23 protein-coding genes are annotated in these 22,697 nt (G+C 34.4%); 7 read left to right on the forward strand and 16 right to left on the reverse strand.

What is annotated here, in order from left to right:
- Positions 1 to 116 precede the first annotated feature (116 nt).
- Positions 117 to 737 carry a class A sortase SrtA gene (srtA, locus tag KI230_RS12745; RefSeq protein ID WP_000759359.1) on the reverse strand — a complete coding sequence of 207 codons (621 nt, stop codon included), beginning with the start codon at positions 735 to 737 and terminating at the stop codon, positions 117 to 119.
- 193 nt (positions 738 to 930) lie between these two features.
- Here srtA and KI230_RS12750 point away from each other — a divergent pair, with 193 nt between their 5' ends.
- Positions 931 to 1,422, forward strand: a complete 492-nt coding sequence (locus tag KI230_RS12750; RefSeq protein WP_000617355.1) for a GNAT family N-acetyltransferase — start codon at positions 931 to 933, stop codon at positions 1,420 to 1,422.
- Between the two features lie 493 nt (positions 1,423 to 1,915).
- Here the strand turns inward: KI230_RS12750 and KI230_RS12755 are convergent, their stop codons facing one another.
- The 5 genes from KI230_RS12755 to KI230_RS12775 all read right to left on the reverse strand — a co-directional run bounded on the left by KI230_RS12755 (position 1,916) and on the right by KI230_RS12775 (position 4,904).
- On the reverse strand, positions 1,916 to 2,086 hold the full coding sequence (locus tag KI230_RS12755; protein WP_001549802.1) for a hypothetical protein: 171 nt from the start codon (positions 2,084 to 2,086) through the stop codon (positions 1,916 to 1,918).
- Between the two features lie 61 nt (positions 2,087 to 2,147).
- Positions 2,148 to 2,246 (reverse strand): hypothetical protein, encoded by a 99-nt coding sequence (locus KI230_RS12760; RefSeq protein WP_031789447.1) that lies wholly within the window; start codon positions 2,244 to 2,246, stop codon positions 2,148 to 2,150.
- Positions 2,247 to 2,264: 18 nt separating this feature from the next.
- Positions 2,265 to 3,164, reverse strand: coding sequence for an L-serine ammonia-lyase, iron-sulfur-dependent, subunit alpha (sdaAA, locus tag KI230_RS12765; RefSeq protein WP_000460421.1), 900 nt, complete (start codon positions 3,162 to 3,164; stop codon positions 2,265 to 2,267).
- Between the two features lie 13 nt (positions 3,165 to 3,177).
- Positions 3,178 to 3,858 carry an L-serine ammonia-lyase, iron-sulfur-dependent subunit beta gene (gene sdaAB / locus KI230_RS12770; protein ID WP_001140234.1) on the reverse strand — a complete coding sequence of 227 codons (681 nt, stop codon included), beginning with the start codon at positions 3,856 to 3,858 and terminating at the stop codon, positions 3,178 to 3,180.
- 2 nt (positions 3,859 to 3,860) lie between these two features.
- Positions 3,861 to 4,904, reverse strand: coding sequence for a PTS sugar transporter subunit IIC (locus tag KI230_RS12775; protein WP_000353634.1), 1,044 nt, complete (start codon positions 4,902 to 4,904; stop codon positions 3,861 to 3,863).
- Between the two features lie 549 nt (positions 4,905 to 5,453).
- On the opposite strand from KI230_RS12775, the gene KI230_RS12780 reads away from it, so the two are divergent.
- Together KI230_RS12780 and KI230_RS12785 are read left to right on the forward strand one after the other, a co-directional pair.
- On the forward strand, positions 5,454 to 5,657 hold the full coding sequence (locus KI230_RS12780) for a hypothetical protein (RefSeq protein WP_001177186.1): 204 nt from the start codon (positions 5,454 to 5,456) through the stop codon (positions 5,655 to 5,657).
- A 182-nt stretch (positions 5,658 to 5,839) separates the two neighbouring features.
- Positions 5,840 to 6,775: a DMT family transporter gene (locus KI230_RS12785; protein ID WP_072384847.1), complete on the forward strand. Its 936-nt coding sequence runs from the start codon at positions 5,840 to 5,842 to the stop codon at positions 6,773 to 6,775.
- An 81-nt stretch (positions 6,776 to 6,856) separates the two neighbouring features.
- Here KI230_RS12785 and KI230_RS12790 read toward each other — a convergent pair whose 3' ends face one another.
- The 8 genes from KI230_RS12790 to cidR all read right to left on the reverse strand — a co-directional run bounded on the left by KI230_RS12790 (position 6,857) and on the right by cidR (position 15,441).
- The gene (locus KI230_RS12790; protein ID WP_001228169.1) at positions 6,857 to 7,825 is read right to left on the reverse strand and encodes an alpha/beta hydrolase fold domain-containing protein; all 969 of its coding nucleotides are present in this window, start codon (positions 7,823 to 7,825) and stop codon (positions 6,857 to 6,859) included.
- A 132-nt stretch (positions 7,826 to 7,957) separates the two neighbouring features.
- Entirely contained in the window at positions 7,958 to 8,302 is a 345-nt protein-coding gene (locus tag KI230_RS12795) for a thioredoxin family protein (protein ID WP_000240662.1), read from the reverse strand.
- Positions 8,303 to 8,343: 41 nt separating this feature from the next.
- Positions 8,344 to 8,754: an acyl-CoA thioesterase gene (locus KI230_RS12800; protein WP_000206033.1), complete on the reverse strand. Its 411-nt coding sequence runs from the start codon at positions 8,752 to 8,754 to the stop codon at positions 8,344 to 8,346.
- A gap of 365 nt (positions 8,755 to 9,119) precedes the next feature.
- Positions 9,120 to 11,186: a glucose-specific PTS transporter subunit IIBC gene (gene ptsG, locus KI230_RS12805; protein ID WP_000473680.1), complete on the reverse strand. Its 2,067-nt coding sequence runs from the start codon at positions 11,184 to 11,186 to the stop codon at positions 9,120 to 9,122.
- A 300-nt stretch (positions 11,187 to 11,486) separates the two neighbouring features.
- Complete coding sequence (locus tag KI230_RS12810) at positions 11,487 to 13,226, reverse strand: pyruvate oxidase (protein ID WP_001062658.1); 1,740 nt, start codon at positions 13,224 to 13,226, stop codon at positions 11,487 to 11,489.
- A 46-nt stretch (positions 13,227 to 13,272) separates the two neighbouring features.
- Positions 13,273 to 13,962, reverse strand: a complete 690-nt coding sequence (locus KI230_RS12815; protein ID WP_001001019.1) for an LrgB family protein — start codon at positions 13,960 to 13,962, stop codon at positions 13,273 to 13,275.
- Complete coding sequence (gene cidA, locus KI230_RS12820; protein ID WP_000549734.1) at positions 13,955 to 14,350, reverse strand: holin-like murein hydrolase modulator CidA; 396 nt, start codon at positions 14,348 to 14,350, stop codon at positions 13,955 to 13,957. The genes KI230_RS12815 and cidA overlap by 8 nt, the downstream gene beginning before the upstream one ends.
- A gap of 212 nt (positions 14,351 to 14,562) precedes the next feature.
- Positions 14,563 to 15,441 carry a cidABC operon transcriptional activator CidR gene (cidR, locus tag KI230_RS12825; protein WP_000351761.1) on the reverse strand — a complete coding sequence of 293 codons (879 nt, stop codon included), beginning with the start codon at positions 15,439 to 15,441 and terminating at the stop codon, positions 14,563 to 14,565.
- Positions 15,442 to 15,607: 166 nt separating this feature from the next.
- Between cidR and KI230_RS12830 the strand changes: the two genes are divergently transcribed.
- Both KI230_RS12830 and KI230_RS12835 read left to right on the forward strand, forming a co-directional pair.
- Positions 15,608 to 15,826, forward strand: coding sequence for a sterile alpha motif-like domain-containing protein (locus KI230_RS12830; RefSeq protein ID WP_000011687.1), 219 nt, complete (start codon positions 15,608 to 15,610; stop codon positions 15,824 to 15,826).
- A gap of 389 nt (positions 15,827 to 16,215) precedes the next feature.
- The gene (locus KI230_RS12835; protein ID WP_000455861.1) at positions 16,216 to 16,647 is read left to right on the forward strand and encodes a CHAP domain-containing protein; all 432 of its coding nucleotides are present in this window, start codon (positions 16,216 to 16,218) and stop codon (positions 16,645 to 16,647) included.
- A gap of 138 nt (positions 16,648 to 16,785) precedes the next feature.
- Here the strand turns inward: KI230_RS12835 and KI230_RS12840 are convergent, their stop codons facing one another.
- Complete coding sequence (locus KI230_RS12840; RefSeq protein WP_001180327.1) at positions 16,786 to 18,063, reverse strand: hydroxymethylglutaryl-CoA reductase, degradative; 1,278 nt, start codon at positions 18,061 to 18,063, stop codon at positions 16,786 to 16,788.
- 253 nt (positions 18,064 to 18,316) lie between these two features.
- Between KI230_RS12840 and KI230_RS12845 the strand changes: the two genes are divergently transcribed.
- Entirely contained in the window at positions 18,317 to 19,483 is a 1,167-nt protein-coding gene (locus tag KI230_RS12845) for a hydroxymethylglutaryl-CoA synthase (protein ID WP_000151982.1), read from the forward strand.
- Positions 19,484 to 19,652: 169 nt separating this feature from the next.
- On the opposite strand, the gene KI230_RS12850 is transcribed toward KI230_RS12845, so the two are convergent.
- Complete coding sequence (locus tag KI230_RS12850; RefSeq protein WP_045178170.1) at positions 19,653 to 20,174, reverse strand: methylated-DNA--[protein]-cysteine S-methyltransferase; 522 nt, start codon at positions 20,172 to 20,174, stop codon at positions 19,653 to 19,655.
- A 408-nt stretch (positions 20,175 to 20,582) separates the two neighbouring features.
- On the opposite strand from KI230_RS12850, the gene clpL reads away from it, so the two are divergent.
- Complete coding sequence (clpL, locus tag KI230_RS12855; RefSeq protein WP_001058023.1) at positions 20,583 to 22,688, forward strand: ATP-dependent Clp protease ATP-binding subunit ClpL; 2,106 nt, start codon at positions 20,583 to 20,585, stop codon at positions 22,686 to 22,688.
- The last annotated feature ends 9 nt before the right edge of the window (positions 22,689 to 22,697 follow it).

Raw genomic sequence — 22,697 nt, forward strand, 5'->3', positions numbered from 1 at the left:
ATTTTTACAATCTCCACCAATGACACGTCGTCATTGCTACCTCATACCAAACAAAAAAACAGTCTCGCAATCAAGACTGTTTTCCACTCAATATATTCATCCATTAGCGTAATAGATTATTTGACTTCTGTAGCTACAAAGATTTTACGTTTTTCCCAAACGCCTGTCTTTTCATTGTAATCATCACAAGTAATTAATGTTAATTGTTTATCTTTACCTTTTTGTTCATCTAGAACTTCTACATCTGTAGGCTTAACATCTCTTATACTTGTCATTTTATACTTACGTGTTTCATTACCAACTTTAAAGTACACCATACTACCTTTTTTGGCTGCTTTAAGATTTGTAAATTGATAGTTCGGACGGTCAATGAAAGTGTGTCCTGCAATTGAAATATTTTGATCATCTAGTGATTCGTTTTCTTCTGCAAAGCTTACACCTCTATTTAATTGTTCAGGTGTTGCTGGTCCTGGATATACTGGTTCTTTAATATCAGCATCGGGAATTTCAATATAGCCTGCCACTTTCGATTTATCTTTCGGAATTTGAGGTTTAGCTTGCTGCTTTTTATCCTTACTCGCCTGTTCTTTTACATTTTTATCATATTGTTCAATCTTTTCATCTTTATCTTTATCGTGAAGATAATTATCGATATGCGGTTTAGCAAACAAATATGCTGCCACTAGGATAAGTACCACACCAGCGATTGTCATTAATCGATTTGTCCATTTTTTCATACGTTAAGGCTCCTTTTATACATTTCACAATGCCTATTAACATTTCATATAGTATACCATTAATTTCAAAATGACTCATAGCAATTCATTTTATACTATAAAATTTACATGTATGCTTTTACGTTAGATTTCATTACACATATTTGCATTCAAATAACGAAACGCTTTTAATAATTACTAAGGGGGAATTATTATGATTCGATGTGCTAAAAAAGAAGATTTAAACGCTATATTAGCGATATACAACGATGCCATTATTAATACAACAGCTGTTTATACTTATAAACCGCAAACCATAGACGAACGTATCGCATGGTTTGAAACGAAACAACGTAATCATGAGCCTATCTTTGTATTTGAGGAAAATGGAAGTGTATTAGGATTTGCGACGTTCGGTTCGTTTAGACCTTGGCCAGCATATCAATATACTATCGAGCATTCTATTTATGTCGATGCTTCAGCTAGAGGAAAAGGTATCGCTAGTCAATTATTACAGCGTTTAATTGTAGAGGCAAAAGCTAAAGGTTATCGTACACTTGTTGCTGGTATTGATGCTTCTAATGAAGCGAGTATTAAATTACATCAAAAGTTTGCTTTCAAGCATGCCGGCACACTGACCAATGTAGGTTTTAAATTTAATCAATGGTTAGATTTAGCATTTTACGAATTAGATTTACAAGACTAGTAATGTTTGAATCACATAATATAAACAAGACGACCATGTCAATTCACTTAACATAACAAGCCAACATATAAAATTTTAAACTTCTCAGGGGAGTGAGACAGAAATGATAAAGAGCCACTAATGATTTATTATGTAGTGGTTCTTACACATTAGCCACAGCTAATGTGTACTTAAAAATGGGAATACATGAGTAAAACTCATGCATAAGAAATACTAATTTCTATAGAAAAAGTATTTCTTTATCGTCGTCCCACCCCAACTTACATTGTCTGTAGAAATTGGGAATCCAATTTCTCTTTGTTGGGGCCCCGCCAACTTGCACATTATTGTAAGCTGACTTTTCGTCAGCTTCTGTGTTGGGGCCCAAAAAGCTTGTTACAAGCGCATTTTCGTTCAGTCAACTACTGCCAATATAACTTTGTAGAGCATATTACATTGATTTACATTGTCCCTTTTATTTATTCTTTTCAAATACTATCCCCATAGCTTTGATTTAACGCTTTTTCTCAATAACAAAACGAATATAGTAGAACATGAAAACGATAATCATGCTGAGCGATAAAGATTTAAATAATAGATTGACCCACGTTCCCTCAGTCGTATATCCATATGTAATCGTTGTGTTAATGATGAATGCTATAAAGATGATTGATAGTCTTAGCATATCATCACTCCTTTTAAGTTATTTTAGATATACAGGGGCGCTTTTGCAATCACTATTTTGATTAGCATGTATTTCCCATAAATTTTTCAACTTCTTCAGAGATAATTAAGAAGCATCTATCTGGTACTAATGATCCAGAAAGATGCTTCTTTTTTATCAATATCTTATTGTTATCTCATTAATTATTTTTAACCATATCTTCAGCTGTGCCAAAGATTTTACGTTTAATTGCTTCGCCTGTTGGTGTACCTGCTAGTCCACCCAATCCAGTTTCACGTAATGATGCAGGAAGGTTACGACCAACCTTATCCATTGCTTCAATAACTTCATCAACAGGGATTCTACTTTCAATACCTGCTAATGCTAAATCTGCTGAAATTAAAGCGTTACCCGAACCAATTGCATTTCTCATAACACAAGGAATTTCAACAAGTCCGGCTACTGGGTCACAAACTAAACCTAATAAATTACTTATCGCTAATGCCATAGCGTGCCCGGATGCTTCTGGTGATCCTCCGAATATAGCTACTGCTGCAGCTGCCGCCATTGCAGATGCTGAACCAACTTCAGCTTGGCAGCCACCTGTTGCACCAGCTACACTTGCATTGTTTGCTACGACACGCCCAAACAATGCTGAAGTGAATAAGAAATCAATCATTTGCTCTTCTGTTAAATCATGTGTTTTTTCTAATTTAAAAAGTGCACCGGGGATGGTACCCGAGGAACCAGCTGTTGGCGTTGCACAAATAATACCCATCGCAGCATTGACTTCATTTGTTGCAATGGCACCTTTGACTGCATCAATCATTTCATATCCAGACAAAGCATGATGTGTTTCATTATAATCACGTAGTTTAGCAGCGTCATGACCAGTGTAGCCCGTTACACTTTCAACGCCATCACCTGTCGTCCCTTTGATTACTGCGTCTCGCATGACATCTAAATTTTGTTTCATTTGCGCTCGCACTTCATCACGTGATTTACCGCTTAATTCCATTTCTTCTTTAACCATGATATCCGCAAATGACATATTATTTTCTACGGCATAATCTATAGTCTCTCTAATTGAATCAAACATGTTTATTCCCCCTCTAATTTATATAGGAAACGTTTACGTCACTGTATTTCTCTTTAATTGTATTTAATGTCGATTCTGAGATTGCTTTATTTAATGGTATTACAACCAAGCATTTATCTTCATCTATCTTAATAAATTCATCTTTACAGTCTAATTTCATATCGTTGATATCATTAATGAAATGATTTACTTGTGCTTTAGTCATATTTCCGTCAACAACTAAAATTGGTAATCCATGATTTAAATCTACTTCTAGTCCATTTATATGAATACCTTTAATTTTAATTGTACCACCACCGATTGAAATACCGATAATTTCAATGTAGCGACCATCATTACGAGATGATTTAATATAAGCACAGTTTGGATGTTGACCAATACTATCGCCTTCTTCTTCGATGATATCTATTTTAATACCATCATCAGCTGCAATTTCTAATGAAGATTTAATTCGGTTATCAAATGTTGAATATCCCATTGCTCCACCCACAATAGCGACATCTGTACCATGTCCTTGGTGTGTTTGAGCAAATGATTCATAATAATGTATTTCAATATTTTTAGGAATATCTCCCAATATTGCGCGTGCTGAATTCCCAATCTTTACTGCACCAGCCGTATGAGAACTTGAAGGTCCCATCATAACTGGTCCGATAATATCGAAAGCACTTTGATAATCATAGCTCTTTGCCATAATTAAACACTCTCCTTAATATGATTCTTTTTGCTCGGCATTTTAAAGTTGATATTCATTAAATTAAACTTATTAATTAGTGTTCCAATAATATAGGCTAAGACAATGCTGACAATAATCACTGTTGCGATTGTTACAATTGATGTCACTGCATTATTAAAGCCAAACAATACGATGGCGCCTGCAATTGGTGTTGCCATACCTTTGACACCTATTACTAGTCCGCTAAATGTCACGATACATGCGTTGACGACCCCAATCAGTGCATTTGTACCATATAGTTGTACTGGATATTGCGCTATTAAATCAATTTGCGTCAATGGCTCAATACAAACTGCAAATGCTTTTGACGGTCCACCAATGTTTAATTTTCGGAATAAAATAAGGTTAACAAATGAGCTACCTGTACATGTTAGTGCTCCAATAGCCATAGGAACACCTGTCAGTCCTAATAAACTTGTTAATACCATTGAACTTAGCGGTGTCATACCTGTAACAGGAATCACTAGTCCTAAAATGACCGCTAATGCATATGGATTGTTATCACCTACCGCAGTGACAGCACTACCTATTTGTTTTAATGTTGCTAGCACACCAGGTGTAATGATTGATGCAAGTCCGAAAGCAATTGCTGGTGCAAATAAGATCACCACAATTAAGTCCAAGCCTTCTGGAACTTTCTTTTCAATCCATTTAATTAAAAAAGCTACGCCATAAGCTGCGATGAATGCTGGTAATAATTTAAAGTCATGTAATACTAAACCAACAATAACCGCAAATACTGGTGCAACGCCTAAGTTTAAGCACGTTAGAATACCTACTGCGATACCGCTTAAACTTCCTGCTAAATCCCCAATATCTTGTAGAAATTTAATATCAAATACGCCACCAATAGCGTAACTTAAGAATGCTTGTGGTAGAAATGTCGCACAAGCTGCACCGGATAATGCTTGTAGTCCTTGTTTACCGTACGGTGCATACTTTAAAAATAGCGTCATGATCACTAAAACCAAGACTAATGTGCCTACACCTAACAGAATATCCATTTCCCAAAAACCTCTCTCTATGTTTATTTTATTTTCAGACCATAAACATCGTACACCCTTAAGAAAACGTTTTCAACTTTTATCTGTTATCAAATCAAATATTTAAGTGAAATATTTCATATTTGTGAAAGATTTTTAAAATGGATTGTTTCAAAAACTACTTATGTTGTCATTAATATTTACTAATTAACTTTTTACTCTATATTTCAAACAGTTGTGTGACAGTTTTTTGATAACTTTTTTACATCTGAAAGTGAGTAATATTTCTAAAAATCTTTAATATTTATACACTTTATCTTTCGAGCTATTTATTTTTTGTTTTTGTGCTGTGTTTATAAAACCGCACACTATATTCAAAAATAACTTATTACACATATATTTGCAATAAGATAATTAAAGTAGGATATTATTTTTAGTTTTCTGATAGGAATGATGATAGTCTATAGGTTGAATCTTTACTTTTTTTAAAGCTAAATTTACATCAACTTAACAATGGCTGGTTATACTGAAGATGAAAATATTTAGTATAACTTAGTGGAGGCGATAAAGGTGCAATTGAGTCATTCCGTTAAAGTTGCAATTTCTATCTATTTAGCACTTATCTTTATAACGTTCACTTCTTATTTAGTCATTATTTTATATACGAGTATGACTGGACATGATGTATCACATTTCGTGTTAGATAGTCAGCATTCTCATCATGGATCTCTTACGCAAAAACATTTGAGTCTTCCTGAAATCTCATTTAAATAGTTTATCCTCTGTGTTTCAACATTCATTTCCCATATCGATTCATTTATCTATCATCTAGACCACTACATCTTAGATGATTTTTTTATTTTCTCATTTCACTCTTTCTTAAAAGTCGATATAATGAATTAAATCATTATCATACACCGACATATTTTAAGTTGTTGGTGTTAAGTTTTAAAGGGGTGAGATACTTGGCGAATAATCATTCAGCTTTGCGTTTAAAAGGAATTATACTTGCCATTGTCGGTGCTTGTTTATGGGGATTAGGTGGTACTGTTTCTGATTTCTTGTTCAAATATAAGAATATTAATGTCGATTGGTACGTCACTGCTCGACTATTAGTCAGTGGTGTTTTCTTACTTATTATGTACAAAATGATGCAACCCAAACGTTCTATATTTAGCGTATTCCAAGATCGACGTATGTTAGGCAAATTACTTACCTTCAGTATACTGGGCATGTTAGTTGTACAATATGCTTATATGGCATCTATTAATACAGGTAATGCTGCGATTGCAACATTACTACAATACATTGCGCCAGTTTATATTATTATTTGGTTTGTCATAAGAGGCGTTGCAAAACTAACATTATTTGATGTGCTTGCTATTATCATGACACTATTAGGAACATTTTTATTATTAACGAATGGTTCATTTTCTAATTTAGTCGTCAATCCTGCAAGTTTATTCTGGGGGATTTTAGCTGGTGTAGCACTCGCTTTTTACACAATTTATCCTTCAGACCTACTTAACCGCTTCGGTTCGATTCTAATTGTCGGGTGGGCAATGCTTATTTCTGGTGTTGCGATGAATTTACGCCATCCAATTTGGCACATTGATATCACTAAATGGGACATATCAATTATATTATTTTTAATCTTTGGTATTATCGGTGGTACCGCACTCGCATTTTATTTCTTTATCGACAGTTTACAATACATATCAGCGAAAGAAACAACATTATTCGGAACTGTTGAACCTGTCGTAGCCGTTATCGCAAGCAGTCTATGGTTACATGTGGCATTCAAACCATTTCAAATCGTAGGCATCATTCTTATTATGATTTTAATTTTATTACTATCACTTAAAAGACAACCTGAAGCATTAGATGAATAAGAAAACTCTGATAATCACTTTAGCAAGTAACTATTATTTAACAATGTAGCTACCTTGTAGGTGATATCAGAGTTTTTTATTTTAATTAATAATATTTTTCACTTGGTATAAAAAGCGTCGGCGCTCTGGTATCGGAAATACTGGATAAATATGAAATTGGTAATATCCAGGTATAAAGTCATGTTCGATACCTTTTGCACTCAACAATTGCGATAAGTTCAAAGCATCTGGGTACAGTACTTCTTTTGTGCCAACAGTTAATGTAATACGACCTAAACCATCTAAGTCACCATTAATTGGTGATACTTTGTAGTTATCTAAAGGTGTGTCCCCTGCCCATTGTTCAGCTAAGAACACACTGCCATCCACACCTACCATTGGGTCTTTCTTTAAGTAGTCAGGAATTTCAGGATGCTGCATCGTTGCATCTAAAACTGGTGAAATTAATACAATATGTCCTGGTTGCACAATATGTTTTTCTTTTAACAATTGAGCAAATGATAAAGCAATTTGACCGCCCGCAGAGTCACCCATTACAACGATTTGTTTAGAATCTGCTACTTGATTCAATAAATCATGGTATAACTTTTCAAAAAGCACATACGTCGCTTGATAATCTTGATGCGGAATCTTCGGATATACTGGCATGATGACTTTAGCATTGAGTGTTTCTGCAAGTTCATCAATAAATTCGAAATGAATTTTGAGTGGGTCTTGGAACCATGCGCCTCCATGTGCGTATAATACAACACGTTGATGCTTATCTTGTTTATCATTAACGGTATAAACGGTTGAACCGTAGTGCTTATCCACTGTTACTGGCATCTTAAACTGATAATTGGTGCCCTCATATTCACCTGCTGTCTGTGGCGCCATTTTTTCTAATGCTTTCATCGCTTCTTCTTTATACATAAAACGACGCTTAGCTCTAGATAATCGTATACCTTGTTCTAACATATAACTTTTCACACTGCGTTTTTCTTTAATTCTAATATGTGCGTATGCTGCTACTAAAAATCCAAACGCAAGTGTAGACCATTTTTTACGCATTTGTCGTCACTCCTCTTTGATGATTTCTACTATAGTTCTACTGTACCATGCTGATTCTTATTACTACCAATATTTACTGGGAAATAAGTTATGATGTCTACATAATCTTAGCAATGCTAATCATTTGCGATATTAATGCTCATCGACATCGTTATTTACACTATCATTCATTTGCTTAAGATGATGTTCAAAACGTTGCATATCGATAAAACGCCCTTGACGATGCATTTCTTTTCCATTCATAAAAATTAAATCCACAGGTACAGTGAAAATATTTAATTCTCCAGCAATAGCTTCCACCTGACTTTGATTAATCACAGCTAATGGCACATTGGGATATGATTGCATCAAGTCTTCAATTTGTGGTAAAACGGCATGACACACGCTACACTGATCGCGCATGACATGTACAACTGCTAACGGATATTGATGAATAAATTCACGGAATGCTTCGACACTATTTAATTGCTTAACCATTTCGAACACCTTCTTACTTTTTATATTTTAAAATGAAGTCATTATTTTGTTGCTAAAATGTCTTGAAACACTTGTGGCACAGAGGTTATCTTCTTATCGCTCAATCTGTAAAAACCGCCTGTCTGTGTACCAATACAATGCACGCCATGTGCGGACACAATTTCAAACTGAAACACCCATTTCATCTTGCTTGCTTTAACTAAGTAAATACGACCTACTGGTTTGTCATGTATTGTGACAGGTACTTTATACTCTGCTTCCGTTTTCATAAGTATAGGTGAAATGCCTTGATTGATCATTGTTGAGTAATTCATGTGCTGATTAATAAACGCTGTTCTCAAATCTTCGAACCATCTAATATAAACGATATTACTAACGACACCCATCGCATCAATGTCGTAACCATTCACTTCGATTTCTTTCTCTGCAACTAATAGACCTTCTGTTGTCATAATGACAAATCTCCTTATCTTACAAATAGATTTAAAATCATGTTAATTTATTTTTATTACTTTCATGATAAAAATACAAGCAATTGAACTTTATTACGGAAAATCAAACTTTTCAATGACGTTATTAATTTGACTAGTCGTGAAGATGCATTTTTCTAAAATGTACAAAAAGTACAATCCCTACTTTCTATCCCCCAAACTAACATCTATGCCATTGCTATACATCATTGCGCACTAAAAAGACAGCAGCTTCATTTTAAGCTACTGCCTTTTGTAAAAATATTCTCTTTCAACTCGCTACTTCGCATACGCACTACGAATGACTAAAAGTTCATTCATTTGATATGCTGTTTCATTTTTAATCATTATTTGACTGTCATAATTAGCTTACCTGGATCAGCATCTTGTACATCTTCAATGACAAGTTCTTTATTTTCAAGATTTGTAATAATCATTGGTGTAACGATGCTTGGTGCGTGTGCTTTCAAGTATGCTAAATTCACTTTCATTAATGGTTGACCTTGTGTTACTTTTTCATCAACGTTAATCAGACTTTCGAATCCTTCACCATTCAGTTTCACTGTATCGATACCAATATGAATAAGTACTTCGACACCACTTTCAGATTCTAATCCTATTGCATGTTTCGTAGGGAAGATTGTTTTCACTGTACCATCAAACGGTGCTACAATTTCACCTTTTTCAGGGATAAAGCCAACACCATCACCCATCATTTTACCAGCGAATACTTGATCAGGTACTTCTGATAATGGAATGATTTGACCGACACCTGGTGCATAGATGTCTGTTGTTCCAAGTGCTTCTACGTGAACTGGTTCATCTGACATTTCTTCAGTCACTGTCGTTTCACTTGGTTTCGTAATTTCACCACTCATAATCTTGGCCATATCATGTTTAATTTGATCTGATTTTGGACCAAAGATAGCTTGCATATTGTTTCCAACTTCTAATACACCTGATGCGCCTAAAGCTTTAATACCTGCTACATCTACTTTTGATTTATCAACCACTTCTACGCGCAGACGTGTAATACATGCATCTAAATGTTTAATGTTTTCTTTTCCACCCATTGCATCTAAGACATCAAATGGTAATTTTGCGACACTAGAGTTACGAATTTCAGTTTCTTCATCTTCACGACCTGGTGTTTTCAATTTAAACTTACGAATTGCAAAGTCGAATAAGAAGTAATACACGATAGCATATACAATACCGACTGGAATAACTAATAATGCGTGTGAACGATCCCAGTTTAATAAACCATATAAAATATAATCTATGAAACCACCTGAGAATGTCATACCAATTTTAACGCCTAATAAATGCATTACTAAGAATGATGTACCAGCTAATAATACGTGAATTCCATAAAGTACTGGTGCTACAAATAAGAATGAAAATTCTAATGGCTCAGTGATACCAGTTAAAAATGCAGTTAATCCTGCTGATAACATTAAACCACCCACGACTTTTTTACGTTCTGGTCGTGCATTTTTATAAATAGCAAATGCCGCCGCTGGTAAACCAAACATCATAAATGGATATTTACCAGTAGTAAATGCACCAGCAGTAAATGGTACGCCATCTTTCAATTGTGCCATCCAAATACGTTGGTCACCACGAACCAATTCACCTGCGTGATTTGTATAACTTCCGAATTCAAACCAGAACGGTGAATAGAAAATATGATGTAAACCAAATGGAATTAATGAGCGTTCAATAATACCGAATATAAACGTTGTTAATGTTAAATTTTTATTTAATAAGAAATTCGATAAACTATTTAATCCATCTTGAATTGGTGGCCACGCAAAGCTTAAAAGCACACCTGTTGCGATTGCTACGACCGATGTCACAATCGGTACAAATCGTTTACCTGCAAAGAATCCTAAAAATGGTGGTAGTGTAATATTATAAAATTTGTTGTAACACCATGCGGCTAAAGCACCCATGATAATACCACCAAACACACCCGTTTGTAACGTTGGAATACCTAATACTAAAGCATGTGCTGGTTCTTTCGCTGCTTGACTTAATTCTTTTGCCCCTTTGGCATATGAGAAAATGTCATCAATTGTAATGTGCAACACTTTCCCCATTGTTGCATTCATAATTAAGTAACCTACTAGCGCTGCTAATGCTGCAACACCGTCTCCTCCTGCTAATCCAAGTGCTGTACCAACTGCAAATAATAATGGCAAGTTATCAAATACAACTTGTCCTGCTGCTTCCATGACCGACGAAATCATTACAATGATATCGTTTTTTAACCATGGTGCAATTTCTACTAATTGTTCGTTGTGCATTGCGTTACCAAACGCTAATAAAATACCAGCTGCTGGTAAAATCGCAACAGGTAACATTAATGCTTTACCGATACGTTGCAATTGTCCAAACAATTTCTTAAACATATAAACATCCCCTATCTCAATTTCCGCTTCCATGTACAAAAAAAGCAGGCATGAACAAACAAGACTATTCTCATAGTGCGGTTGTTTGCTCATGCCTGCATTACCAGTAACACGCAAGTGATATCTAATTCATAGCTATTATACATATTTGTAAAAGCGTTTTCAACAACTTTTTCACAATTTTATCATCAATTCAGTACGATCATTTGTGATAAATAAACAAAACGGCAATTCCCATTTTGTTGAAATAGAAATTACCGTTTTTATAGTTCAATTCAATTGTGATAACCTTTAAATCAGTTATAAGAAACGTTTTGCTGCCACTGAAATTGGTGGAATTTGATCTAAATCTAAATGTTTATCTTCAGTAATTGATCTAAATGCCCACTTACCATAACCAAGCGCTTCTTCATTTACAATTTTACCTGGTAATGGCGCAGCATTAGGATCAACATATACATCTACAATCGTTGGTACATCTTGTGCTAATGCCTCTTCGACTATAGCATCTACTTCGCTAGCACTCTTAATTGTATAACCTTTACCACCTGCTGCCTCAGCAAATTTTGCATGATCCATATCAGAAAAATCAACTGCATATTCTAATTCACCAGCTGCTTGTTGTTCATATTTAATAAATGCTAACTGTTTGTTATTAAGTACAAATACAGTTAAAGGTAAATCATATTGTACTGCTGTAGCGAAGTCTTGCATTACCATTTGGAATGCACCGTCACCAGCAATTGCGATGGCTTGTCTATTTGGATATGCAATTTTTGATGCAATTGCACCTGGAAGACCGCAACCCATTGTACCTAACCAACTTGAAATGATGAACTTGTTATTTACACCAAGGTTTAAGTATCGAGTTGACCAAACTGTTGCTGTACCTACATCTGCTGAAATCACTGCATCATCTTTAATAAATTTATTGATTGATGCCATTAATCGTTCTGGACGTAATGGTTTACTATTATTATTTTTATCTTGTTCCATCCATTTATCCCAAACCGCTTTACGTTCTAACGTTTTGTTTAAGAATGGTCTTTCAGCAACATGTTTAATATTTTCAGTTAACTGATGCAACGCAATTTTACTATCTCCAACAATTCCTACATTAATATTGAAACGATGTCCGATATTTTTAGGATTTGTGTCAATTTGAATGGCTTTAATATTTTTCTTAGGTAAGTAATCCACATATGGATAGTTTGTACCAACCATAATTAATAAATCCGCTTCCTGCATTGTTTGATAAGATGTTTTGGTACCGATTTTACCTAAGTTACCGATACTATATGGATGATCATCCGGCAAGATTGTTTTAGCTGGTAATGAATGAATGACAGGAATTTTAGCCATTTCAATAAATTCACGTAGCTCATCTTTCGCATGTTTCGCACCTACACCAATTAACATGACAGGCTTTTTACTTTTATTAATTAGTTTAACCGCTTTTTTGATGTCTTTATATTTTGGTGATACTACTGTTGGTCTTGATGTATCTACTGGTTTATTCGTTGTATCTTTAATTTTTTCAGTTAATAAGTCGTTAGGACAAATAACAACAGCTACACCTTTTTGTTCATATGCCGTACGAATTGCTTCGTTAACGATTTCAAACACATTGTCACCTTTTTCAATTTGGTGATTATAAACGGCTACATCTTCACATAATTTTTGTAAATTTGTTTCTTGGAATGCTTTCGTTCCAAGTGCTGTACTATTCGTTTGGCCAGATAATATTAATTGCGGTACATTATCCATTTTGGCATCATACATACCATTTAATAAATGAATTAAACCAGGGCCACCGATACTTAATGCCACACCGATTTTACCAGTTAATTTTGTGTAACCAGCAGCCGCTAAACTTGCTACTTCTTCATGACGTACATGATAAAATTTAAATTGATCTCTCACTGTACGTAAACTATCGACTACTGCGTCGATTGAGTCTCCTGGAATACCATACAAGTGATCTATATCCCATGCTTGTAATGCTTTAACTAATGCTTCATTTGCTTTTATTTTTGCCATTATTACTAATAGCCTCCCTTTCTGTCTATCATTTTAAATATCTAAATTAATAGAATAATAAAATTAGAACAGGTATTAACACTGAACTAATAACTGCAGTTAAAATCATCCCAATTGAACTAAATGCACCGGATTCAATATCCATTTCTAGTGCTTTAGCTGTGCCAAATGCATGTGACGCATTCCCATACGTTAATCCTTTGGCGATAGAAGATTCAAATCTTCCAAATCTTAATAACATCGAACCTAAAATACTACCGATTAAACCCGTTGTGATAATAAAAAGTACGGTCATCGTATCTGTACCACCTAGTTCATGTGACACTTCGATACCTACTGCGGCTGTTATAGATCGGGGCAATAACGTTACAATGACGTCTTTAGAATAGCCAAATGCTTTAAGTGTTAAGAACACTAACATGAAATTCAGCATGACGCCAGTTAATACACTTGCAAAAATGATAGAGACATTGTCTTTAATTTTCTCTCTATTTTTATAAAGTGGGTACGCTAAACATACGACCGTTGCGTTTAAAATATGGTTGATCCAACTGCCACCTTTCATATACCCGTTATAACTAATTCCAAAGATAAGTAAGACAAAAATAATTCCTAAAGATGCAATTAATGCTGGATTCAAAAATGGGTTCGGATATTTTTGTTGTAACCTTTTAGCGAAATAATATAAAACGACAGTCAACAAAATCATTAATAAGGCTTGCACGTAATCATTCATAAGCGTCTACACCTTTACGATGTTTATGTTTAACAGACATTTTTTCAGCAATATAACCTGAAGATAATGCAACGATACATGTTCCTATAATAATGACTGCGAAAAAGAGTATATAATTTAGCGTAATTTCGGACGCAACATCCATAATACCTACAACTGACGGTATGAAGAAAAAGACCATCGTCTTTAATAAAAAGTTTGCACCGTCTTCTACCCAAGTTAACGGTACAATCTTAAATTGTAATAGTAAATAAAATAAAAATAGACCAACAATACTGCCGGCTAAGGGAAGATGAAAAATCTTTTGAATTTCTGTGCCAATATAAGTAATCACAATGATGATTCCTAGTTGTAGTAGTAGTTTGATTATTAATTGGACTTTGTGCATGGCGCCATCCCTTTCTAAATATGTCTAAATTGTTACAATAACTATTATAAAGATGGCGTACACAATATAAAAATACTCTTTTTTTATAGTTTGTATTACTATTTTCTATGGAAACGCTCTCTAAATTTCACTTCATTTTCACAAAAAAACACTCATTATTTCAATGACCCACGTAATGATGCGCCTTAAATAATGAGTGCTTTATTAATATGTTAGCCTAAACGATCTTTCAAAAATTCTATCCATTTCGTTGTGGCATGACTTAATTGTTTATCCTTCTTCCAAACAACACCTAATTCCCAATGTACATGCGCATCTTCAATGCGTAGTAGCTTCACATCTCCATTTAGTTGCTCTGAAATTGATGTTGGTAAAATACTAATACCTAATTCATTCGTAACTAAATCTTCTATAACATGCCATTGTGAAATTTGCGCTACAGTATTCGGAACAAAGCCAACGTTTTTAGCATTTTCAATAATTTTATCATTCAAGTAAAAGTCTTTATTAAATAAAATGAAGTCTTCACCTGCTAAATCTTCGAGTTTAACAGTTTCATATTTTGCGAGTCGATGCTCTCTGCTCACGATAAGTCGCAAATCTTCCTTATCTAGGGTAGTATAATCGAAAATATGATGATCGACTGGCAAAGTGGTCACGCCTATATCTACTTCATCATTGATAATTTGCTGTTCAATTGTTTTACCGCCATTTTCTATCAAATTATATGTAACATTTGGATATTGTTGATGGAATGCACCAAGAATATTGATAAGAATCTTCATATTCATGACTGCCGACATGCCCATGTTTATATGTCCTGTTTCCAGTCCATTCAAGCGTTCCATTTCAGATGGTAAATAATCATACAGTGCAACAATTTCTTTACTTTTCTCATAAAAAATTTGACCTGCATCGGTAAGTATTAAATGTCTTTTACTTCTATCAAATAAGGGCGTGCCCATTTCATTTTCAATATCTTTAATTGCTTTACTAATTGTAGGTTGTGCAATATATAATGATTTGGAAGCATTAGTCATGCCTCCTTGCTTAACGACTTCAATAAAATATTTCATATGTTTGATATCCACTAACATCATCCTAACTATTTCAACACGTTTATTTCATTATACACAACTTCTTAAACATTCAATAAATTTAGATTTATAAAATTGCTTTATAAAAAGTTTTATGTAAAATACACATTCTTTTATGGTATTATATTAATGGCTCAAGTATATTAATCGAGGTGAGGTATTGAGCTTTTACGAATTTATGCAAAGTTTTCTTGGTGATGACACACCATTAGGTGAATTGGTTGATTGGATTAATCAAGATAGCAATTTCCCTAGAGAAGTGAAGAGCCATAGTGAAATATTGTCATATTTTCGAACAAATCCATGTCCTGAAAGCATCTCAGTACCTGTAATTAAACGGGCACTATCAGTTTTCAACCAATTCACAAATGTACAATGATACATGAATACATGGAGTCACATCATCTCATGTTAGCGCTCTGATTGCAGGGCGCTATTTTTAATGTTATTGCTACATTTAGTATATTGTGATTGCTATTTTCTTTCAGTTATAGAACCACGTACCTTTTCTTTTAAATCATTTTATATTTTCCCACTAATATCCGCTGTTAATCAATCCTGACATCCTTGTATCACTATGACAATTAATTGTTAAATACATGAATTTCTACATTTTATGAAAAAATCCATTTTTATTACAATTCAACACTTTATATGACAACTTCATTACAGTTACTTTTATTGTTGATTGCTTGCATTGTTTTCTAAAAAAATTTTGTTATCATAATTAATGTTGAATAAAGAAAAAAATTAACTTGGGAGATAAAAATGGAATATAAAAAGATACTAATTCGTTTATTAATTGCTTTTGCAGTACTTTTCTCAGCAGATTTCACTTATCAATCCGTCGAACAAACGCATCAATCGCATGCCGCAGTTAATTATTATAGTAAAAACCAATGTACATGGTGGGCATTTAAACGTCGCGCACAAGTCGGTAAACCTGTTTCTAATAGATGGGGCAATGCTAAAAATTGGTATTACAATGCACGTAAATCAAAATATGCGACTGGTCGTACACCAAGAAAATTTGCTGTCATGCAATCAACTGCAGGATATTATGGACATGTCGCAGTTGTTGAACAAGTATATAAAAACGGTAGTATTAAAGTTTCAGAATACAACTTTTATCGCCCATTAAAATACAATACACGTGTACTAAGCAAAAAGGCAGCACGTAACTTTAACTATATTTACTAATCAAAAAACTTCTATCACGAACGCTTCAATTTCCTGTATGCGTGTGATAGAAGTTTTTATTTTTTGTTCATATTAATTTATTTAAGCGCTACGATGGACTGACTTAAACTTTTCTTTAAAATCGCTATTCGCAATTTACTATTGTTGTCTAATTTCTTGTAAAATACGTTCCGCTGCTTGTGTATTTGCACGGGGTTCTTGCTTCAATGCTTCAGCTACTTTAGCAATTTCATCACCTTTTGCTCCTACAACGATAGCTAATGATTTATATTGTAAACTCATATGACCTTGTTGAATACCTTCTGACACAAGCGCGCGACATGCTGCAAAGTTTTGCGCTAAACCAACGGCAGCAACTACATGACCTAATTCTTGTGCTGACTCTACATTTAGTAGCTCTAATGAAGCTTTAGCTATTGGTAATACTTTCGTACCACCCCCAACAATTGCTAATGTCATTGGCACTTCAATTGTACCAATCAATCGTTGACGATCTTGATCGTAACGCCATGTAGCAATACCACGATACTGTCCGTCACGACTCGCATATGCATGCGCACTTGCTTCTGCACCACGCGTATCATTTCCTGTTGCTAAAACAACGGCATGTATGCCATTCATAACACCTTTATTATGTGTTGCAGCACGATGAATATCAACTTGTGCCAATACAGAAGCACGTTCCATTCGTTTGGCAACCTCTTCCCCAGTTCTCTCGCCCCTTGCTAAATCTTTAACATCAATTTCGCCTTGAACTTTAACAACGGACGCTGTTGCATGATTGGATAAAATACTCATTAAAATATCGCTTTGCGGAAATTCATTTTTTAAAAATGCAGTTATGGCCTCTAAAATCGTATTAAGCATATTAGCGCCCATAGCATCTTTCGTATCAACAAATACTTTTAAAGATAGTAACTGTTGCTCAGGAAATGTATCAATCGCTATACGTTGGTAACCACCACCACGCGCTTTAATAGAAGGATATGCCTCATCCGCAATTTTATGAATTTGCTTTTCTAAAGCTTTAATGTCTGCTGATAATTTTTCAGTATCGTCAACGCCATCAAAGACGATTTGACCTATCATAATACGTTCAGAAGATACCGTTTTAAATCCGCCAGTCTGATTCACTAGCTTTGCACCATAACTAGCTGCAGCGACAACTGAAGGCTCTTCCACCATCATAGGTACAACATATGCCTTATCGTCCACAATGATATTCGGTAATAATCCAACGGGTAATGCACCTTGCGCGATGACATTTTCAATTAAACTATTGGCTACTTCTTCATCGATTAATGGATGATTCAGTAAAATGTCGAATTGTTCTTCTGATAACCATTGCTTATCAACCAATTGTTGTAACTTTTCTTTACGAGATAAATGTCGAAAATTCTTATCTAAATTTTGCATGGACGTACTCCTTTTACTTCACATAATTTTTAACATTTCAATCACTACTATTTTTACCACAAAATAACGTCATTCGTCTTAAAATTCAATTGAATAATTGTCGTTTTGACTTTAAAATAAAACAAGGTAAATTAAAACGCTTACAAGAAACGACAAATCATTTTTAAATTTAGTATATTTCTTTGTATAAAATTAGCATATTCTGATATGATACAAGTGTTGCTTTTATAAATTTGAAAGGATGTAAAACCTTATGACAATAGGTATCGATAAAATAAACTTTTACGTTCCAAAGTACTATGTAGACATGGCTAAATTAGCAGAAGCACGCCAAGTAGATCCAAACAAATTTTTAATTGGTATTGGTCAAACTGAAATGGCTGTTAGTCCTGTAAACCAAGACATCGTTTCAATGGGCGCTAACGCTGCTAAGGACATTATAACAGACGAAGACAAAAAGAAAATTGGTATGGTAATTGTGGCAACTGAATCAGCAGTTGATGCTGCTAAAGCAGCCGCTGTTCAAATTCACAACTTATTAGGTATTCAACCTTTTGCACGCTGCTTTGAAATGAAAGAAGCTTGTTATGCTGCAACACCAGCAATTCAATTAGCTAAAGATTATTTAGCAACTAGACCGAATGAAAAAGTATTAGTTATTGCTACAGATACAGCACGTTATGGATTGAATTCAGGCGGCGAGCCAACACAAGGTGCTGGCGCAGTTGCGATGGTTATTGCACATAATCCAAGCATTTTGGCATTAAATGAAGATGCTGTTGCTTACACTGAAGACGTTTATGATTTCTGGCGTCCAACTGGACATAAATATCCATTAGTTGATGGTGCATTATCTAAAGATGCTTATATCCGCTCATTCCAACAAAGCTGGAATGAATACGCAAAACGTCAAGGTAAGTCGCTAGCTGACTTCGCATCTCTATGCTTCCATGTTCCATTTACAAAAATGGGTAAAAAGGCATTAGAGTCAATCATTGATAACGCTGATGAAACAACTCAAGAGCGTTTACGTTCAGGATATGAAGATGCTGTAGATTATAACCGTTATGTCGGTAATATTTATACTGGATCATTATATTTAAGCCTAATATCATTACTTGAAAATCGAGATTTACAAGCTGGTGAAACAATCGGTTTATTCAGTTATGGCTCAGGTTCAGTTGGTGAATTTTATAGTGCGACATTAGTTGAAGGCTACAAAGATCATTTAGATCAAGCTGCACATAAAGCATTATTAAATAACCGTACTGAAGTATCTGTTGATGCATATGAAACATTCTTCAAACGTTTTGATGACGTTGAATTTGACGAAGAACAAGATGCTGTTCATGAAGATCGTCATATTTTCTACTTATCAAATATTGAAAATAACGTTCGTGAATATCACAGACCAGAGTAGTCGGTGTATTTAAAACACATATAATAAAACCTAAAAGCAGCAGTAAGACCACTTCTCATTGAAATCGTCTTACTGCTGTTCTCTATTTATAACACTTCGTATTGAATGAATTCATTATGCCTATTTGACACATTATTGAAGTTTTCCTAATGCCTGGATCCTTTATACGTTACGGCTTTGTACTGTGTTTAGGTACATAAAGCTTTGACATATCGATATTCTCCAACTCTAACAGCTTAATTTTATTATTAATCGTTCCACCGAATCCTGTTAAGCTACCCGTTTTACCGACAACACGATGACATGGCACGATAATTGATAATGGATTACTTCCGACTGCACCTCCAACCGCTTGGGCTGACATTTTTGGCTTATCAAGCACCTTGCCTACTTTTTTGGCAATAGCACCATACGTTGTTAACGTCCCATAAGGAATCTGTCTTAATTCATTCCAAACACACTGTTGAAAATGACTACCTGTTGGCTTTAAAGGTATTGTGATTTCAGGATTATCACCTTTAAAATACGCGTCTAACCACAGTGTCGCCTCTTTAAATATCACTAAAGACGTATTTTCTTCCCTAGTACCATCATCTTGTTGATTTTCAAACAAAACAGCGGTCAGACTTACCCCATCACTCACAAGTTCCAATCGTCCTACAGGCGAATCATAGTAACTCTTATACTCCATAAAAATGCCCCCTTTTTCTAATCATACGCCTTAATTGTTAAATTAGAAAATATTCATGTTCACATTTTTTAAAAATAAATAAGTCGTCAATTACATATATAAACACGTAATACCAGCTATCACTTTGCTGCAATATACAGTTACATAACTTACTACACGTGCTAACCTATTACTTTGTAAACCAAATCTTAAATTAAAATATTGAAAATGCAATGGATCCTTAATATTTTATTAAACCTATAATTACTTATTAAAAATAACACACAATATTCATAAAGTTTTAAAAATATTCTGTTTTATCACCTATTATTAGTGGAAAAGTACAATTGCAATTGTATATAGTTTGCATAACGCTTCAAAAGTAATTTCTTTTTTGTTTAGTTCAAAAAAATTTAGAGGTGATGTTATATGAATAACGATTTTTTCAATAGCGACTTTGATTCAATTTTTCGAAGAATGATGCAAGATATGCAAGGTTCAAATCAAGTCGGTAACAAAAAGTACTATATTAATGGTAAAGAAGTTTCACCTGAAGAACTAGCGCAACTCACACAACAAGGTGGCAATCACTCTGCTGAACAAAGTGCGCAAGCTTTTCAACAAGCAGCACAAAGACAACAAGGGCAACAAGGTGGCAACGGCAATTATTTAGAACAAATTGGTCGTAACCTTACGCAAGAAGCACGTGACGGTTTATTAGATCCAGTCATTGGTCGTGATAAAGAAATTCAAGAAACTGCTGAAGTCTTAAGTAGACGAACTAAAAACAATCCTATATTAGTTGGAGAAGCTGGTGTTGGTAAAACTGCGATTGTTGAAGGTTTAGCACAGGCAATCGTTGAAGGAAATGTACCAGCAGCAATCAAAGACAAAGAAATTATTTCTGTAGATATTTCATCATTAGAAGCTGGAACGCAATATCGTGGTGCTTTTGAAGAAAATATTCAAAAATTAATCGAAGGTGTTAAATCTTCACAAAATGCCGTACTATTCTTTGATGAAATCCATCAAATTATCGGTTCAGGTGCCACAGGAAGTGATTCAGGTAGCAAAGGGTTATCTGATATTTTGAAACCTGCATTAAGTCGTGGTGAGATTTCTATTATTGGTGCAACAACACAAGATGAATATCGAAACAATATTCTTAAAGATGCTGCATTAACGCGCAGATTTAATGAAGTACTTGTTAATGAACCAAGTGCTAAAGATACTGTGGAAATTTTAAAAGGTATTCGCGAAAAATTCGAAGAACACCATCAAGTAAAATTACCAGATGACGTATTAAAAGCATGTGTTGACTTATCAATTCAATATATTCCACAACGATTATTACCAGATAAAGCAATCGATGTGTTAGATATTACAGCAGCACATTTATCTGCGCAAAGTCCAGCTGTCGATAAAGTTGAAACTGAAAAACGAATTTCTGAATTAGAAAATGATAAACGTAAAGCGGTAAGTGCTGAAGAATATAAAAAAGCTGACGACATTCAAAATGAAATTAAATCATTACAAGATAAATTAGAAAATAGTAATGGTGAACATACTGCTGTTGCTACAGTTCATGATATTTCAGATACTATTCAACGATTAACTGGTATTCCAGTTTCTCAAATGGATGATAACGATATTGAACGTTTAAAAAATATTTCTAATCGTTTAAGAAGTAAAATCATAGGTCAAGATCAAGCTGTAGAAATGGTTTCACGTGCAATTCGCCGTAATCGTGCTGGGTTTGATGACGGCAACCGTCCAATTGGCAGTTTCCTATTTGTTGGCCCTACTGGTGTTGGTAAAACAGAGCTTGCTAAACAATTAGCAATTGATCTATTTGGTAATAAAGATGCACTGATTCGACTTGATATGAGTGAATATAGTGACACAACAGCTGTTTCAAAAATGATTGGTACAACTGCTGGTTATGTCGGTTATGATGACAATTCAAATACGTTAACTGAAAAAGTACGCCGTAATCCATACTCAGTCATTCTATTTGATGAAATCGAAAAAGCAAATCCACAAATTTTAACATTGTTATTACAAGTAATGGATGATGGTAATTTGACTGATGGTCAAGGTAATGTCATCAACTTTAAAAATACAATTATTATTTGTACATCAAATGCTGGCTTTGGCAATGGCAATGACGCTGAAGAAAAAGATATTATGCACGAAATGAAAAAATTCTTCCGCCCTGAATTCCTTAACCGCTTCAACGGCATCGTTCAATTCTTACATTTAGATAAAGATGCATTGCAAGATATCGTCAACTTATTATTAGACGATGTACAAGTTACATTAGATAAAAAAGGTATTACGATGGACGTTTCTCAAGATGCGAAAGATTGGTTAATTGAAGAAGGCTATGATGAAGAATTAGGTGCACGTCCATTAAGACGTATTGTTGAACAGCAAGTACGTGACAAAATTACAGATTATTATCTAGATCATACAGACGTTAAACATGTGGATATAGATGTTGAGGATAACGAATTAGTCGTAAAAGGTAAATAACGACACTTT

This window comes from Staphylococcus sp. MZ3, from assembly GCF_018622755.1.
GTDB classification, from domain to species: Bacteria; Bacillota; Bacilli; order Staphylococcales; family Staphylococcaceae; genus Staphylococcus; species Staphylococcus aureus.

Bases quoted from the DNA above. Each gene is read 5' to 3' on its own strand.
- srtA (WP_000759359.1), bottom strand. From the start codon at position 737: ATGAAAAAATGGACAAATCGATTAATGACAATCGCTGGTGTGGTACTT.
- KI230_RS12750 (WP_000617355.1), top strand. From the start codon at position 931: ATGATTCGATGTGCTAAAAAAGAAGATTTAAACGCTATATTAGCGATA.
- KI230_RS12755 (WP_001549802.1), bottom strand. From the start codon at position 2,086: ATGCTAAGACTATCAATCATCTTTATAGCATTCATCATTAACACAACG.
- sdaAA (WP_000460421.1), bottom strand. From the start codon at position 3,164: ATGTTTGATTCAATTAGAGAGACTATAGATTATGCCGTAGAAAATAAT.
- sdaAB (WP_001140234.1), bottom strand. From the start codon at position 3,858: ATGGCAAAGAGCTATGATTATCAAAGTGCTTTCGATATTATCGGACCA.
- KI230_RS12775 (WP_000353634.1), bottom strand. From the start codon at position 4,904: ATGGATATTCTGTTAGGTGTAGGCACATTAGTCTTGGTTTTAGTGATC.
- KI230_RS12790 (WP_001228169.1), bottom strand. From the start codon at position 7,825: ATGCGTAAAAAATGGTCTACACTTGCGTTTGGATTTTTAGTAGCAGCA.
- KI230_RS12795 (WP_000240662.1), bottom strand. From the start codon at position 8,302: ATGGTTAAGCAATTAAATAGTGTCGAAGCATTCCGTGAATTTATTCAT.
- KI230_RS12800 (WP_000206033.1), bottom strand. From the start codon at position 8,754: ATGACAACAGAAGGTCTATTAGTTGCAGAGAAAGAAATCGAAGTGAAT.
- ptsG (WP_000473680.1), bottom strand. From the start codon at position 11,186: ATGTTTAAGAAATTGTTTGGACAATTGCAACGTATCGGTAAAGCATTA.
- KI230_RS12810 (WP_001062658.1), bottom strand. From the start codon at position 13,226: ATGGCAAAAATAAAAGCAAATGAAGCATTAGTTAAAGCATTACAAGCA.
- KI230_RS12815 (WP_001001019.1), bottom strand. From the start codon at position 13,962: ATGAATGATTACGTGCAAGCCTTATTAATGATTTTGTTGACTGTCGTT.
- cidA (WP_000549734.1), bottom strand. From the start codon at position 14,350: ATGCACAAAGTCCAATTAATAATCAAACTACTACTACAACTAGGAATC.
- KI230_RS12835 (WP_000455861.1), top strand. From the start codon at position 16,216: ATGGAATATAAAAAGATACTAATTCGTTTATTAATTGCTTTTGCAGTA.
- KI230_RS12840 (WP_001180327.1), bottom strand. From the start codon at position 18,063: ATGCAAAATTTAGATAAGAATTTTCGACATTTATCTCGTAAAGAAAAG.
- KI230_RS12845 (WP_000151982.1), top strand. From the start codon at position 18,317: ATGACAATAGGTATCGATAAAATAAACTTTTACGTTCCAAAGTACTAT.
- KI230_RS12850 (WP_045178170.1), bottom strand. From the start codon at position 20,174: ATGGAGTATAAGAGTTACTATGATTCGCCTGTAGGACGATTGGAACTT.
- clpL (WP_001058023.1), top strand. From the start codon at position 20,583: ATGAATAACGATTTTTTCAATAGCGACTTTGATTCAATTTTTCGAAGA.